Genomic DNA, 17683 nt, shown 5'->3' on the forward strand with positions numbered 1-17683 from the left:
AAACTAAGCATCAAATATTAAGCAATACAATACCCATTCGCGGGTATTTTCTGGGGGAAGTAAAATGTAGGAAGTCATCTCTTTGGAGACCAAAAAGTTACAAAAAACTTCAGTAAATTAATTATAGGAAAACCCTAGACTTAATATGGTTTTTATAGGATTTCACACACTTTTTCTTACAAAACTGTGTGTTTTTAAAGCAAAAGTGGTGCATTGCCTTTTTTGGAGAGAATTTTTAGCAGCACAACTTAGCATTGTAATCATCAAAAAAGGGCCACATAACCAAATACAGCCCTTTTAAGAAAACTAACTCAAACTACTAACACTACTTAACAACTATTTTTAATATTTTACTATACGTATCATCAATAATTATGGGATTTTAGATAGCCGTCCAACTCGGCCCGGGTCATGGGCAGTTTACTATCTGGGTAGGCTTTGATCCAACCCATAAAATCGGCCTTAATGGCATCCGTCCATCTAGTATCTATCTGTCCCGCCAAATATTTTTTCTCCCGTAACCGTTGAAAACCAAACTCGTCCCGTAACGCCACTACTTCTGAGGCCAGTACCAGTTCCTCCACAAAATTAGCAGGGATAAAGATGATTCCGTGCCTATTGGCCAATACCACATCGCCCGGTAGCACCGTGACCCTACCTATGCGTATGGGAGCGTTTATGGAGGTCAACATCTGCTCTTGTAGGTAAGAAGGGTCTTCGCCCCTGTACCAACCGTTAAAGCCCTCTATTTCCAATAATCCGCCCAAATCCCTAATACCGCCATCAAAAATGACCCCGTTCTGGGAATTGGCATAAATGGCATTGCCCAGGTTGGACCCTATTAAGGTGCCGTCTATGATCCTGCCATAACCATCTGCCACATAAATATCGCCGGGTTTTAAAATTTCAATGGGCCAAGAATTGCTCCCACCAATGGTATCCCTATTCTCTGCCGCCCCTTGCAGTTTTACCGTCTGCTGAAAATCTGGTCTCAAAGGCATATATTGTGCGGTTACCACACGGCCGGTCATGACCCCTTCTGGGTGAATGATCTGCCAATTGCCCTCATACTGGTTGTTGTATCCTTTTCTGCGCAGATACCCCCATGCCTCTTCTATCCTAATTTTTTTAAGTCGGTTCAACAGGGCATCAGAAACCTTGGGCCTACCGTCCGGGAAACGTTCGCCTGTCCAATCTGAAGTCAGGGTTTTTATATAATCTGGCGAGGCGCCCACATCCTGTGCATTCACAAAGCCAAGTGCCACAAAGGCCACTAGGGCGGTCAATAGTATGTTCTTCATTTTTAATAGAGTTGGTTTATACAATTTTAGCTATACGTTCTGTCATGCGACCTAAGTTCATTCCACTCGTCTGTAGATTTAAAGAAACTTTTGTCCCTTGAATCCAAGTGTTTCTTCACCACTTCCTCATTTAATTCTATTCCCAATCCAGGAGCGGTCAATGGCACAGTAGCAAAGCCTTTGTCTATCATTTTAAAGCCCCCTACCGTGGTCACTAAATCTTCCCACCAGGGTACATCTACCGAGTGGTGTTCCAATGCCAAGAAATTTTGGGTTGCCGCGGCACAGTGTACATTGGCCATAAAGGAAACCGGGGTTCCCGCCTGGTGCATGGCCATGGCCACACCAAATTCCTCTGCATAATCCGCAATTCTTTTGGTTTCCAAAAGCCCACCAGAAGAAGCTAAATCTGGATGGATAATATCCACGGCCCGCTCCTCTATCAAAGGTTTAAAGTCTTTTAATAAATAGATATCCTCACCCGTAGTGGTAGGCGTTTCTATGGAATTGGTAATGGTCTTCCATTGCTCGGTATATTGCCATGGCACCATATCCTCGAACCAGGCCAATCTATATTTCTCCAAGGCCCTTGCCAAACGGATATTATTGTTTAAATCAAAATGACCGTAATGATCCGTAGATATCGGAATTTCATACCCTACCATATCCCGAACGTTGGCAACCACTTGTTGCAGTTCTTCCAAACCCTTGTCCGTAATTTGTATTTGTGTAAAGGGGTGCATGGTGTTGCCGTAGGACATAAAATTTCTCCTATCCCCCCATTGGTTCAACCTACCATTGGCATCTTCCCAAAACTTGCCGTTGACCACTGTATTGGGCTTGCCCCTTAGTTCCCCTATGGAGACATCCATTTTTAACCAGGTGTATCCTTGGTCCTTTACCCTATAATTGATCAGTCTTTGCTGTTCTTCGGGGGATCCAGCTTCTGGTGTATCTGCATACAGCCTTACCTTGTCCCTATACCTACCCCCAAGCAATTGCCATGCGGGAACATTATACGCCTTGCCACAAAGGTCCCACAGGGCCATTTCTACGGCACAAACACCACCAGCCTGCCTTGCAGGGCCTCCAAATTGCTTAATGCTTTTAAAAATCTTCTCAACGTTGCATGGGTTTTTTCCCAGAATACGGCTCTTGAGCATGAGTGCATATCGTACATCGGCAGCATCGCGCACTTCTCCCAGTCCGTAGATTCCTTGGTTGGTGTCTATTCTTATAATGGCCGTACCACCCATTACAGCGGTTAGCGCGTAGCGCATGTCCGTTATTTTTAACTCGGACGGAGCGGATGAGCGGTTTACTTTGGATGTACTTTGAGAAACCGTATCCTCAAAAGAATAGCCCACAAAACTGGATAGGGCCATACCTCCCAAAGCGGTCTTCTTTAAAAAATTTCTACGATTACTTTCTGTTTTGGGGTTATCAATTTCTTTTTGCCTAGAAGCTGTATATGCCTTTTCCTCTTCCTTATTTTTTACAATTAGTTGTTCTAATGCACTTTTCATTGGTTTGATTTTTATGGTTGGGTAAAAAATATCTGCTCTTCAATTTATAACAAAATTTTGAGATTCGTACCTATTTGGCTATTTGTCAACAAGTTATTTGATTTGGGGCCTAAAAATTCTCTTTTTAGTGAAAATAAATAGGCCCAAATCATCTAACAAATAATTGGTTGGTTGGTATTATTATTAAATCAATTGTCCCACCAGACTTTGGTATCCAAATTGTCTGGTCCCATTCTACTTATAGCGGCATCCACATTTTCCTTGTTGACAGCTATTTCTGCACTAGGATAGGTTAGCCTGTTTATAAAGTCGCCTGTAATATCTTGCCCTGGGTATGGGTTTGGTGTTAAATCTGGATAACCCGATCTTCTAAAATTGGCAAAAGCTTCTGGTCCATTTAAAAAAGAGGCTACCCAATATTGGTTGTTTATCTCCTCTATGGCATTCCCCGCATCTAATGGGTTAGCAGCTACAAAGTCATCTATATCTGCAGTGGGAATGGCAATATCTGCACTGTAATCTGCCAATTGTTCCATATGCGCCCTAATTCCGTCCGCATAATGTTCCGCAGCGTTTCCACCTGTCCATCCATTGGTGGCCGCTTCTGCCAATAGCAACTGGGTCTGTCCATAAGTACACAAAAACATGGGTGCACTATTGGCTCCCATAGTAAACCTATCCAATTGTGTAAAGTCATAAAAGCTGGCCAATCCCAAATCTGTTGCAACAGCTCCTATAGAACTATTGTCATGCCCCATAGGCATACCTATCTGATCGGTTGGGTCTTTTGAACCAATTTCTATAACTTGTTCTGGTCCAGATGCCGCCCCAATATACCTTATGGCAATAGCTGCCAATCTTGGGTCATCCTTATCAAAAAGAAAATTTACAAAACCATCAACGAGATAAAAGTTATTGGCTTCCGTTCCATTAAAAGTATTTCCAAAGGGATTCACAAAATTATTATCATGCCTTATCACAAAATTATCCTCATTGGATTCCATGACCCCCCCTGTAAAAGCATCTTGCACCGTTTGCTGTGCCAAGGCACTATCCACATTGGAAAGGCGCATACCTATTCTTACCAATAAAGAATTTCCCAATTTTCTCCACTTGCTCAGGTCTCCTCCATACATTACCTCACTCACCGTATCCCCAGAATCATTTAAAGCAGCAACCGCCTCCTTTAATTCGTTGATCAAATCTGGATAAATATTGGATTGTGGATCGTAAACGGGAAGTACAATTTGGTCGGAAAAACCCCTTCCAGCCTCAAAGTAGGGTATTTCCCCATAAGTGTCTGTAAGCACCATAAAAGCATATGCCTCTATAATACGTGCTATATTGTATAGGTTACCTTGCTCTGGGTCATCTTGGACCTGCCCAATTACATCTCCCGTATGCTTAATTACGTTTTGGTAGTAACTATCCCAAAGGTTACCCGTATTGTTTCTATTATCCTGATTGTAATTAGCTCCAGAAACAAATCCTGAATTGGGTGTTACAATTTGTTGAACAACACCTGCCTCATAGTAAATATTGGTTCCACTAGGGAACGAAAGTCCTATAATGGCATTGTTCAATACATAGACCGCATCTACACTTTCACTAGTAGGATCTACGGTGTTTGTATTTATTTCGTCAAAGTCTTTCTCACAGGACAAAACTGATAATATCAGTGCGAGAACCAAAAAAATGCTTGCTCTATTTTTCATATCATTTATGTCTTAAAATTTAACGTTTAGATTAAACCCAATACTCCGGGTAGTAGGAACACCTGTAGACTCCAACCCAGAAACATTATCTGAACTAAAACCAAAGGAATCTGGGTCTATATTATCCACCCACTTTTTTAACAACAGCACGTTGTTGGCGATCAAACTTAAGGTGGCACCCTTTAATGGGGATTCTTCTGGTATAAACTTTTTAAAGTCATACCCTAAAGTCACCTGTCTAAGTTTCCAATATCCCCCGTTGTATACAATAGGTTCTATAAGCTGTTGAGATCTTACCACTTCCCAATATCTTTGGGACTCTGTTGCTACCGTATTTGGTTCTCCCGCCTCATTGACACCATCGCCTATAACACCGGTATCCCTTCCTGGCAACGTCATTTTATGCAATCCATGTCTTACCGCATTAAAATTGGTTCCAGAGATCATTTTACTTCCCAATTTAAAATCGATCAAGAAAGAAAAATTGAAGTCCTTGTAGCTTACATTGTTGGTGATACCACCGACCCATTTGGGCAGGGCACTGCCATAAAATTTGATGTCGTCCGACCTTAGCGGTCTTCCATCTCCACCAAATACTTGGCGTCCTTGGTCATCAAACTTATATCCAAAACCAGCCAATTGCCCAATTTCCTCACCTACTACTTGGTACAAGAACCCGTTAAAAGGATGATTTCCCACTACAATACTTTCTCCTTCTTCATCCGTCAACAAGCTTATTACCTTAGTCTTATTATAAGAGGTGTTAAAGTTGACTTCCCAATTTAAATTTTCATTGGATATAGGAACAACTCTAAGCAAAGCTTCAACTCCGTTACTTCTACTTTCCCCGCTATTGATCAACGTGCTTACAAACCCCGAAGAATTTGAGATTTGTGCCGGTATTATTTGATCAAATGTAGTTTTACGATATACGGCCATATCCAGTCCCACTCTATTATCGAACATGCGAAGATCTATACCAAACTCCGCCTCCGTAGTCCTCATAGGTTTTAGATTTGGATTAGGCAATGTATTCGTATTTGCTCCAGCAACAGGGTTTGATGAACCATCTGGCCCTGAAAAGAAATTGGAATTTATAGAGTAGAACAATGCATCGGAATATGGGGAAACATCCGTATCACTCCCCACCTCTGCATAGGCAGCTCTAAACTTTCCAAAAGTCAGCCATTCTGGTTTGTTTTCAAAAGAATTGGAAAACACATAACTAGCAGAAACGGATGGGTACAAAATACTTCTATTTTCCTCCGACAAAGTTGAAAACCAGTCATTTCTAAGTGTTCCACTTAAGAAGTACGTGTCCATATAAGAAACATCTGCAGACCCATAAAGCGAGTTTACTGCACGCTCCGAAAGTGAATAGGTTGGGTTTTTAACCCTACCGTTCTGAACAGTGTACAAATCCCTTATCACGAAATCTGTTACCGCAACCCGGTTTAAATCTGACCGACGTCTCATTTGGTTACCACCCAAATTTACCCCAATACCTAGGTTCTCATTAATGTCCTTAGATGCAGAAAATAAGAAATCTACATTGGTTTCCCTAAACCTTCTGGACTCTTGAGTATATGTACCATTCACAAAACCAGCAGGGGCCGAAGGCCTTGAAGCTTGCCCTGTGGGATACCCATTATAATCCTGATCTCTGGACCAATAATCCTGTCCAACCCTTATTTGACCAAACAACCATGGCAAAATGTTGTATTTAGCAGATACATTGCCAAAGACACGATCCCTTACGATGTTATTAAATTGTTCCGATAAGGTGAAATAGGGGTTTGTCCTATTTCTAAACCTAGAATAAACAAACTCATTCCCGTTAGCATCAAATTTATTTTCATCCAGCAACTCTAATGGCATAGAATTGGCCATATTATATAGGGCAACAGAAATCGTATTATCTTGCTGCCCTACATTTGGTGGGTTGGTATTTTTCTCGTTTGAATAATTAACATGGGCCTCCACACTAAACTTGTCCGACAAATCATAGCTGGTTCCCAAACTTATGGTTCTTCTAACAAACTCATTGTTAGGAGTTATCCCATCGCTCTTTAAATTGGACAATGATAGATTAAAACCTCCTTTTTCACCTCCACTAGAAACAGAAATTGAATTCGTTATATCGAAACCATGTCTATAGAAATTTTTAATTATATCCCTTTGCGGTACATAGGGAACCTCTATACCATCGAACAAAACCTGTGTCATTCCTGGTTGGAATTTCTCCCCAAAAGACCATTGTCCCGAAGTTGGATTGGCCGTGGTGGGTCTTACCCCATTTTCTCCTTGCCCATATTCATATTGATAGTCTGTAAAATCCAATGGATTAGAGTCCACAATATTAACATTGTAAGTTACTCCCAATCCTTGTCCCCGTCCTCGAGTTTTTGTGGTAATCATAATTACACCATCCTTTGCTCGCGAACCATAAAGTGCAGCACCTGTGGCACCTTTTAAAATGGTCATGCTTTCAATATCATCTGGATTAATACTGGAAAAGCCATCACCTCCATCCGAATAGACACCTCCACTATTGGTACCTACTTCAGAACTTTGACTACCAGGGCTGGTTCCAAAACTAGTATTGTCTATTGGCACCCCGTTAACAACAATTAAGGGGTTGTTTTGACCAGAAATAGAAGACTGCCCACGGATACGGACCTTGGATGATCCCCCTGGACCTGTTCCCAAAGAAGAAATATTTACTCCCGCTACTTTTCCTTGCAAGGTATTCATGAAATTTGAAGACCTGTTTACGTTGACATCATCAGCATCTACTTGAGCGATGGAATACCCAAGCTTTTTGGTCTCCTGTCTAATTCCCAAAGCTGTAACAACAACTTCACTCAAATTCTCCGCATCGGCTATCATTGTGGCATCAATAGTACTTCTTGATCCAACTTCGAATTCCATACGTTTCATCCCTATATAAGAAAAAACCAATATTGCATCACTAGAACCAACTTCTATAGAATAATTTCCATCAAAATCTGTGGTTGTTCCTGTGGTAGTGTTTTTAATAAACACAGATACTCCAGGTAAGGGTTGGTCGTTTTCATCTAAGACGGTACCACTAACAGTTTGTTGAACCTCTAGTGACGCCCCATCATCATTGCCAGAAGAATTTTCAAGAATTGCTTTTTGCTCCTTGGCACGTTTTAAAACAATCTGTGTCCTAAATATTTCATACGTTATAGGACTTCCCGCGAAGATTTTTTCTAAAACTTGGGGTACAGATTCATTGGTTGCAGTAACAGAAATAGTTCTTTCATAATCAACTTCCTTGTCGTTGTACAAAATTTTATACTCTGTTAGGGATTCAATCTTTTTTAGAACTTTTTCTACAGTAACATTTTCTAATTGAAATGTAACTTTTTCGTTCTCGGCGTAATTGCTTGCCTGAATTTGTAAAAATGAGATAATAAATAGTGAGATAGTTAGTTTCATTTTTAAATCAAGCTGAAAAGGATAAGGAATAGCATTCCTTAACTTTTTAAAGTTTTCCATATCTTTGAATTGATTTTAGGTGGTTTAACATTTAGTCTTAAATCATTTTAAACACAATCGGGAAATGTGCCAGCATTTTCCGATTTTTTATTAAGACCTTTTTAAAAAAAGTTTCACTTCATATATAATAAGCTTGTTTAGAGTTAGTTAATTAATATTTCATTGTCATTTATTTGGTAGTCAATACTATAATTAATGTTGAAAGCAGAAAGCACTTCCTCAATGGTTTCCGTATCAAAACTGGCGGTAAACTGCTCTTCATCCAATTGTTTGTTATAATTGGTAATAGAAACATCATAATGCCTTTCCAATTTTTTAAGAATATCCTTGAAAGCCATATGGTTAAAAACAACTTTTCCGTTCATCCATTCTGTATAATCAGAAGTGTTAACCTCCTCTATACTAATGTTCTTTTCTACTTTGTTCCAAGTTGCCTTATGGCCAGGATCAAGCATCGATGCACTTTCCACACTAAATTCTTCTCCTTTTTTAAATAGCCCAACTGACCCCTCAACCAATACAGTATTGATATTGGTATCCTCTGGATAGGAGGAAATAACAAATTGGGTGCCCACCACTCTAACATTTACTTCGTTTGTATGGACTATAAACGGGTTTTTCGCGTCCTTTGCCACATCAAAATAGGCTTCTCCATTTAAAAAAACCTCTCTATTCTTTCCATTTATAAACCCTATAGGGTATTTAAGGGATGTGCCAGAATTTAAATGAACCTTTGTTCCATCTGCCAAAACAACTTTAAACTTTTTCCCATAAGGAACCTTTAAAGTATTAAAGACCAGTTTTTTTGATTGAACAGTACTTCCTTCACCATTGGTCCCGGACACCTTATATTCCTTTAAATTTCCAGTGGATTCCTCAATATACTCAGGAAGAACCTCTACACTGCCATTTTCCAATTGAAGTGTGACCATACCCTCGGTTGGAACAACTTTGTCCTTTCTATTAAAATTTTGTTGAAAAATATAGCCCACTCCTATAAATAAAATCGCAATTGCGGCATATTTTAAAAATGAATTAAAATTGAGTCTATATAGAATGTTCTTGTCCTTACGGATTTTCTTAAGTAAGGCTTTTTTTGACTCCTCCAAGTTGTATTCGCTCATGCAGTTGCTTATTGCGTAATTAATTTTAACATAGGTTTCAAATTCATTCTCATCATTATGTTCCTCGGCCCATTTTGACAATTTGTCCAATTCGGGCGATGATATGGAATTAGTTAAATATTTTATGAATATTTTTTCCATCATAGGAGATTTCACTCTTTTGCTCTTATAATGTATTACGTTCGAAATTTACAATACCCTAACATTTTATAAATATTTTTTTTATATTAACATAATCTAATATATATTTTTAGTTATTTCATAATCATGGGAAATAGTTTTGATGACAACCAGGTTTTAATAAAGCATTTAAAAAAAGGTGATGAAAAGGCATATTCTTATCTTTTAAACAATTACCATCACAGATTATGTGTCTATGCACATTGCTTAATAAATGACAAGGATATGGCAGAAGACATTGTCCAAAATGTATTTATAAGGGTATGGGAAAAAAGAAATAACCTTAAAACAAATTTTTCCATTAAGAGTTTTTTGTACAAATCCGTCTACAATGAGTTTATAGACCAAAATAGAAAACGTAAATCTGTTACCTTTTTGGAAAAAAAATATATTGATGCTTTAAACACCATTGTTAAAGAAGATACGGATGTTCTGGAAAAACTCTTTAACCTAGTTCAAAAAGAGATTCAGGCCTTGCCCCCCAAATGCAAAATGATTTTTTTATTGAGCAAAAAAGAAGGCCTTAGCAATATAGAGATTGCAGAACATTTGGATCTATCCATAAAGACTATAGAATCTCATATAACCAAAGCATTTTCAATTATTCGTGAAAAACTGGATAGCAAAGTAGATGTACAAACTTTCCTTTTTCTGCTATTCCGAACAAAAGGAATCAAAACTACATTACACTAAAAATTGAACTAATCATTTTTAATTGATCTCTTATATCTAGAAAAGGTTTTCCGATTTAAAGTAATATAAGGTAAGAACCATTCATTACCTTTGAATTGCCATATGAAAAGAAAACACCTGTATTTTGTCTTATACGCTATAGCCACATTTCTAATCTCTATTCGCCTATGTGATTATGCCATTGAAAATGCTGCAAAAGGAAAAACATTTTCAAACGTAAATGACATTAAAAAAAATAGAGTAGGTCTTGTACTGGGAACATCCAAAAAACTTACCACAGGTCAACCCAACCCCTATTATACTAATCGTATTAATGCAACTGTAGAACTTTTTAAAGCTGGGAAAATAGATTATGTATTGGTAAGCGGGGATAATGGCACGGAATATTACAATGAACCCTCCACCATTAAAAAAAATCTGGTTGAGAACGGAATTCCAGAAGAAAAAATATTCTTGGATTTTGCCGGTTTTAGAACTTTGGATTCCATGGTTCGTGCAAGAGAAATATTTGGACTGGACAGTGTCACCGTTATTTCCCAAAAATTCCACAATGAGCGTGCTATTTATTTAGCCAAAAAAAAAGGACTAACAGCCATTGGTTATGATGCCAAAGCAGTGGGTGGAAGTAAGGGAATAAAAATGAAGGTAAGGGAATCCTTGGCAAGGGTAAAAGTATTTATTGACTTGCTATTTAATACCCAGCCCAAATTTTTAGGTGAAAAAATAGAGATAATATAGTTTTAAGCCTTATTCAATAAAAAACTCTATTTTAGTTACCCAATTAACCACCAAAAATGTCCAAGCTTAAAACTCTGGTCAAAAACCTGGGACCGGGCTTGCTTTTTGCAAGCATGGCGATAGGCACTTCCCATTTGGTATTATCCACCAAAGCTGGTGCCCAATATGGATGGATAATGGCCATTCCCATATTGCTGGCCAACATTTTGAAATACCCCTTTTTTGAGTTTGGGATACGGTATACCAATGTAACCAATACAAGTCTTATTAAAGGATATTTAAACAGGGGCAAGGGTTATTTATGGCTCTATGCCTTCATTACTTTAATTTCCACTTTTACCATTTTAGCTGCTTTATACGTAGTAACATCCGGTCTATTTATCAATTTATTTGAAATAACCGATGTTTCTGTAGCTTTGATAGCATTGGCCTTATTTGTCTTTATAAGTGCTCTTTTGATCATTGGCAGGTACAAACTTTTGGAAACGTCTTTAAAATATTTAATACTAATTCTATTTGGGGCTTTAATAATTACCACTTTTTTGGTTTTGTTTAAAGGAAAAATAGTTCCAAGTACAGATTTTAAGCCTTTGCCAATTTTTAATGAAGTCGGCATTTTATTTTTAATTGGTCTCATGGGGTGGATGCCCACAACAGTTGAAGCATCCAGTTGGATTAGCTTATGGAGCTTGGAAAAATATAAATTGACAAAAAAACCGTCCTTATCCGAGGCGTTACAGGAGTTTAATACAGGCTACACCATTACAGGTCTTTTAGCTTTTTTCTTTCTTATAATTGGATGGTTTACCTTATATGGAACGGGTACGGAAATAAGTGGAAATGCTGTGCTTTTTGCTGACCAATTAGTAAACCTTTTTACAACCCACATAGGCAAATGGGCCTATATTTTTATTGCAGTATCTGCTTTCGCTACAATGTTCAGTACTTGCATGACCGCCCACGATGCCATTGCCAGGGTATGTATAGATATTTTTGAGTTGTTAAGACCCGAAAAGAAAAACATCCCCACGAAGAAGTACTATACCATAGGGATACTAGCTTTAGCTTTTATTAACTTAGGTGTGATTGCAATCTTTAGCGCCAATATGGGAAAATTGGTTGCTTTGGCCACTTTTGTTTCCTTTGTTCTGGCACCCGTAATTGGCTATATGAACCTAAAAAACGTTACAAGTACAGACCTTCCCCAACATACACATCCTAACAAATCCATGCAAATACTTACTTATATGGGCATTATCTTTTTATCTCTTTTTGCTATATATTATTGCTGGATAATACTCTTTTAATTAAGAAGGTTATAGTTTAGAACAACTATTAAGGACCTTTCGTTTTGCCTATGCAGCATATCTAAACAATATACACCATTAGTGCAATTATTGGTGATTTTATCCTCCCCATAACCTACAGAATAAAGAAGGTTACTTTCTGGAACACCTTTTTCTCTAAGGTATTTTTTTATGGCATCTGACCTTGATTGGGACAATCTAAAATTTGTACTACTTCCTCCCCTACTATCCGTATGGGATTCAATTCGTAATTGAAATTCAGGGAATCTATGTACTGCTTCCACTACCTTATCCAATTCTTCGGCAATTTCCGCTGTAATCTGACTTTTCCCCTTATCAAAAAAGAATTTATTCAATTTAATAACCTCTTGTCCTTCTTTTTCCTCTATTAAATCATCCATTAAGGCCAAGTCAATATGAAAATCCATTTTCTGAATATCGTTCAAAGCTGACTCATCTAAATCTTTTTTATAAATGGAATAGCGTTCTTTGCCTGCTTCTATTTTAATGAAATCCCTCCAAGGTATTTCAAATTGATACTGACCCTCCCCATCGCTATAAACTTCCTTAAGAAGTTCATTGTCTGAGCTAAATACTCTAATATAAGCCTTTGCAACACCAGTGGTTGAGGCTGGCTTAACCACTTTTCCCTGAACAGCAATAGTTTTTAATCCCGGCTTTTCCGCCACATTAAATCCATAAATATCATCATTGCCCTTACCTCCTTTTCTATTGGATGAAAAATAGCCTAAAAGCCCATTAGTGTCATTATTCCGTATTACGAACCCAAAATCGTCATCTTCAGAATTAATCCCAATTCCCAAATTGATTGGGATACTAAAAGTTTCATTGGGTTGAAAGTTAGATTTGTATATATCCATACCCCCCAAACCATAAAAAATATCGGAAGCAAAATACAGACTATTTTCAAAAATAAAAGGTGATATTTCATTCCCCGGTGAATTAATACGAGGACCTAAATTCACAGGTGCCGACATTATTTGCCCTCCATTGGTGTACACATAATAAAGATCTGTACCACCATATCCATCTTCAAAATTTGCTGCAAAAAAAAGTTTCCCCGTTGATTCTTGATAAAATGGATAATAAAAAGAGGTGTTTAAATCCCTTAGAAGATATTCAAATTCCCCATCAATTTCATTTTTGCCTATTGCCAAAGTGTTCTTTCCTTCTTCACTGTACAAAAGACCATTTTCATCTGCATTGGACAGAACATAAAATATGATTTCCTGAGCATTGGAATAATAGGGTGTTGCCTTATGAAAACTTGAACTTGGAATTAATGTAAAGGGAGTGGCACTATTGGCGTTTCCGTTTTGTTCTATTCTGGACACAAAAATATCTAAATAGGATTCGCCAGAGGGTTTGTATAATTCCTTTCCATTTCCATGGCCCCTACCGCTTGAAAAAAGAAGTTTATCATCATAGAACGTAGGGGAAAAATCTGCTTGTGGACTATTGGCGCTTATGTTGAATATTTCATAATTCAACTCTGAACCCAGATTGGATTTCAAAAGCTCAAAGTTAAAATCGGAATTTTCCAATAACTCATTTGAGAGTCCAGAACCTTTAGTTGACAAAAAAGCCTTTATTCTATCCTGTCCAGAGGTCTTGTAAAAACTTTGCAACATTTTATTAAAATAATGATTGGACATGGTGCTATCCCTTTTAAATACTTCCAAATAGGTTTTTGAAGCATTTTCATAGCTTCCTGTTTTTAAATAGGAATCTGCCAAATTAAGATATTGTTGATTGGTCAAAGGTTTCTCACGAAGCTCTTTTTGATAAGCAACAATGGCGTCTTTGTAGTCATAACCAAAGAACAGAGCATCCGCCTTGGACATCTTATCTTGACCAAAAGATAAGCTTACTATCACTAAAAAAAATACTATACTTGCCTTAAACTTCATACTAATTTTATTTAGAAAAACCTTGGTGTATCTATTTGTTTGGGTTTTCCTTTAACATTTTTTGTTTTAGGACCTTTGGCTCTATTGTTATTATTGCCAATATAGAATTTTAAAATGGCCTCATGTGAGCCACTGTTGTATTCTCCCAATCCATTAGTGTTATAATCATACGAATATCCAAAAAACATTCCACTGGATATTTGGAACCCTGCCAAACCGCTGACTGAGTTATTAACACGATAAGAGGCTCCAACAGTAAATACATCCTTTATCAAGAAATTAGTGGAAACATCAAATTTAATGGGCAATCCCTTTAAATAATGTGCCAAAAAAGCAGGTTTAAACTTAAGGTTGTCCGACAATTCAAAAACATAACCTCCAATCAAGTTAAATTGAACTTGGTCATTAACCAAAGTTGCCACTTCCTCATCCTCTATTACACTCGTTAAGAAATTGGGTACAGAAGTTCCCAAATACCAATCCTCTGCATACAAAAACAACCCAGCACCAACAGTAGGGTAAAACTTATTAAAGACATTATTTATAAGCAATGGCTCATTTGGGTCTTGAAAACTTCCTTTTGAATAATCAACATCCAATAAAGAACCTCCTGCATCTACACCAAAGGATAACTTGGTGTCATCAGAAATATTTACCTGAAATGAATAGGCTACATCAATAAAAGTCTGTGTAGTAGGCCCCAATTGATCATTCACAACATTAAATCCGAGTCCATTTTTGTTATTGGACATAGGTAGATTAACCCCAAAACGTATTGTTTTTGGAGCTCCCGGAATATCTATCCATTGCGCTCTGTACAAAGCGGAAATTTCAGTCTTTTCAACCGTACCCACATAGGCAGGGTTAAAACTCCCAATGTTATACATATACTGTGTATATTGAGGTTCTTTTTGCCCCTGGACAACACATATTGCCGCAAAAAGCAATACAAATAAAAGAGCAGTTTTAGATTTTATTCTACACATTAAATAACTCATAGTTTCTTATCTTAAAATCTGGATCCAGCCTTTTTTAACCTCTGTTCCATCTCCAAGATCTAGTATATAAAAATAGGTTCCTTTAGGCAAATCACCACTCTTCCCTGTTCCACCCCATGTATTATCATAATTTTGGGCGCTAAATACATTGCTTCCATATCTATCAAAGACTTCTATGGACAGATTGGGGTATAAATCAATACAATTAACAAACAACAAATCATTTATTCCATCACCATTGGGTGAAAATTGATTGAAAACAAATCCACACCCATCAGGTGGAGCAACTATTGCATTTACTATTATCGTAGATTCATTATTACTATCATCAAAATCATTTGGGAATGAATCCAATAGAGTAGCAGTATTTTGAAGAGTTCCCTCACTCAACACCTCTACAGTAATCTCCAAAGTGGCTACTTCATTTCCTAGAAGCTCGTCTATTTCCCATAAACCTGTAGTTTCATCATAATTTCCTATTGAAGTCGAATGAGAAGTATATCCAAACCCCGATTCCAATATTTCACCTACCTCAATGTCTATGACCCTATCCATGGTAAGGTTGGTTAAGGTAATGGTAAATATTATGTCACCTCCAACCAAAGGACTATCATCATCAACTTCTTTAAGAATTTCAAGATCAATATCCGCTGGATTACAATCAGGAGACAAATTAGGGTCACAAGCATCTAATGGATCTGTACCATTTTCAACCTCTTCCCCATCCTCAATAGTATCGTTATCTGAGTCTGGATTATTGGGGTCGGTGCCCAATGTAGCTTCCTCTCCATCTGTGAGTCCATCATTATCGGTATCTACAATACAATCGTTTACAGAAATGGTCACATCTACCGATTCATTTACACATGGTGCACTTGCTCCTGTAGTGGTATAAGTAAATATATAGTTCCCATCCGCTAGGCCTTCAAAGTCCACCACATTATCTGTATTCACAGTAGGAGTCCCTGGCCCCGATGTAAAAGTCCATACACCCGTATCTGCCCCTGTCAATGTATTATCCAAATCCACTGTGGTAGCACCACCATTTCCACTCACATTACAGGCAGCTATATTGGTTGTTGTCCCCGCAGATGGTCCAATATTAACCGTTGCAATGACAGCTTCTCTGACAGATGGACAACCATTTGCAATGGCTTCCACGTAATAGGTTGTACTAGATGATATATTTGGAGTGGTAAAAGAAGATCCTGTTCCTAAAAATACTCCTCCCGTCTCACTATCGTACCAATTTAATGTTCCTCCAGTACTCACTGTAGCCCCCAAGGTCACTGTTCCTGTTCCACAAATGGAGCTTGGAGTGGTACTATTCACCGTTGGCGTTATATTGATGACCAATGAAACTTCCAATTGAGGACTAACACATAAGTTGGTGGCATCATAGAAAAACGCATAATATGTTCCTGGAGCATTGACAACAGTATCTGACAGGTGTCCAGAAGTATCCAATAAATCTGGATTTGTACTCCATGTTAAAACCGACCCAGTCGGTGCAGTTGAGTTGGTATACTCGTTTAAATCTTGATCAATGCTATCACAAAAACTTGTGGGTATATCTGTATTTAATACGGGAGCTATATTGCCCGCATCACAGGGAATTGTACAATCTATAACCGATACCGTTAGACTTTCTATTTGATTAGTGCATGGAGCAACGGCCTCAACTGTTGTATATCTAAATACATAATCCCCTAAGGGCTGTCCATTAAAATCAACAGTATTACTTCCAGTGATTGTTGTAGTCTCTCCCACAGGAGCACTTATCAAAACCCAAGAACCAGCATCCGCATCTGTTATTTGATTATCCAATTCCACTAAACTATTACCTTCGGTAGAATTGTCACAAACAGAAATATCAGTGGCCGTTCCCGCAGAAGGAGTGGTATTCAATGTTAATGTTACTGTTAAAACTGGACTGGCGCAAGAATTTAAGGAGTCATAAAAAAATCCGTAATAAGTTCCCTCCCCAGGGGCTATACTACCAACTATATGGTCAGCAGTTATTAATGGATCACTATTTGTACTCCAAAGGAGTTCGGAACTTACTGGAACCGTACTAGTGGTATAAACATCCAAATCCTGGCTTAGCGTATCACAAAATGATGTTGCTACCGACCCATCCAATACGGGTGCCGTTGTACCTGCTGTACAGGAATCATCATTTGTAAAACTACTAGACCCGACTCCATCTGTAGCGCTAATAATAACATTGGCACTTGGGTTATTCAAAGTTACCGTAATGTCCTCATCTGGCTCAATAATTGTATCCCCGCTTGTGGTAACGCTCACCGTTTGGCTCAATGTCGCAGTGCCTGCCAAAAAGGTCAACGTATCTGTAGTAGCGTCCTCGTTCCCTCCGCTTATTGTATAATCAATAGTAATAGGCAATCCAGGGTCCGACTGGTCTATGCTCACCGTAAAGTCTATCTGCGCAGGGCCTGCATCACCCTCCGCAACAGGTGCTGGGTCACCGATGCTCACCGTTGATGTATCGTCGTCATTTATCGTATAGGTCGTTGAAGTGATGGCTCCAAGGGTGGCATCTCCCGTGGGAGTGCCCAAGGTAAGGTCGATCGTTTCGTTGGTTTCAACTATCCCATCTCCAACTATTCCCAAGGTCGGTATAG

11 protein-coding genes are annotated in these 17683 nt (G+C 38.3%); 3 read left to right on the plus strand and 8 right to left on the minus strand.

Annotated elements, in window-relative coordinates; all coding sequences use genetic code 11:
* Positions 1-365: 365 nt before the first annotated feature.
* From GGR42_RS06810 to GGR42_RS06830, 5 genes are all read right to left on the minus strand, one after another.
* Entirely contained in the window at positions 366-1301 is a 936-nt protein-coding gene (locus tag GGR42_RS06810; RefSeq protein ID WP_167962180.1) for an RraA family protein, read from the minus strand.
* A 26-nt stretch (positions 1302-1327) separates the two neighbouring features.
* A complete protein-coding gene (locus GGR42_RS06815; RefSeq protein ID WP_167962182.1) occupies positions 1328-2827 on the minus strand; it encodes a mandelate racemase/muconate lactonizing enzyme family protein in 1500 nt (499 codons plus the stop codon).
* Between the two features lie 188 nt (positions 2828-3015).
* Positions 3016-4542: a SusD/RagB family nutrient-binding outer membrane lipoprotein gene (locus tag GGR42_RS06820; protein WP_167962184.1), complete on the minus strand. Its 1527-nt coding sequence runs from the start codon at positions 4540-4542 to the stop codon at positions 3016-3018.
* 12 nt (positions 4543-4554) lie between these two features.
* Positions 4555-8007 (minus strand): SusC/RagA family TonB-linked outer membrane protein, encoded by a 3453-nt coding sequence (locus GGR42_RS06825; protein WP_167962186.1) that lies wholly within the window; start codon positions 8005-8007, stop codon positions 4555-4557.
* A gap of 203 nt (positions 8008-8210) precedes the next feature.
* Positions 8211-9332, minus strand: coding sequence for a FecR family protein (locus GGR42_RS06830; RefSeq protein WP_167962188.1), 1122 nt, complete (start codon positions 9330-9332; stop codon positions 8211-8213).
* A 126-nt stretch (positions 9333-9458) separates the two neighbouring features.
* On the opposite strand from GGR42_RS06830, the gene GGR42_RS06835 reads away from it, so the two are divergent.
* The 3 genes from GGR42_RS06835 (at position 9459) to GGR42_RS06845 (ending at position 12109) form a co-directional block, all read left to right on the plus strand.
* A complete protein-coding gene (locus GGR42_RS06835; protein WP_167962190.1) occupies positions 9459-10064 on the plus strand; it encodes an RNA polymerase sigma factor in 606 nt (201 codons plus the stop codon).
* Between the two features lie 102 nt (positions 10065-10166).
* Positions 10167-10802, plus strand: coding sequence for a SanA/YdcF family protein (locus tag GGR42_RS06840; RefSeq protein ID WP_167962192.1), 636 nt, complete (start codon positions 10167-10169; stop codon positions 10800-10802).
* A gap of 56 nt (positions 10803-10858) precedes the next feature.
* Complete coding sequence (locus GGR42_RS06845) at positions 10859-12109, plus strand: NRAMP family divalent metal transporter (RefSeq protein WP_167962194.1); 1251 nt, start codon at positions 10859-10861, stop codon at positions 12107-12109.
* Here the strand turns inward: GGR42_RS06845 and GGR42_RS06850 are convergent.
* The 3 genes from GGR42_RS06850 to GGR42_RS06860 all read right to left on the minus strand — a co-directional run.
* Positions 12106-14040 (minus strand): OmpA family protein, encoded by a 1935-nt coding sequence (locus GGR42_RS06850; RefSeq protein ID WP_167962196.1) that lies wholly within the window; start codon positions 14038-14040, stop codon positions 12106-12108. The two genes, GGR42_RS06845 and GGR42_RS06850, sit on opposite strands and share 4 nt — an antisense overlap.
* Before the next feature lie 11 nt (positions 14041-14051).
* On the minus strand, positions 14052-15038 hold the full coding sequence (locus GGR42_RS06855; protein ID WP_245201407.1) for a PorP/SprF family type IX secretion system membrane protein: 987 nt from the start codon (positions 15036-15038) through the stop codon (positions 14052-14054).
* A 6-nt stretch (positions 15039-15044) separates the two neighbouring features.
* Positions 15045-17683, minus strand: a 2639-nt coding sequence (locus tag GGR42_RS06860; protein ID WP_167962198.1) for a T9SS type B sorting domain-containing protein, incomplete at its 5' end; no start/stop codon positions are given.

It is taken from the genome of Saonia flava (assembly GCF_011927795.1).
In the GTDB taxonomy this organism is placed as follows: Bacteria; Bacteroidota; Bacteroidia; order Flavobacteriales; family Flavobacteriaceae; genus Saonia; species Saonia flava.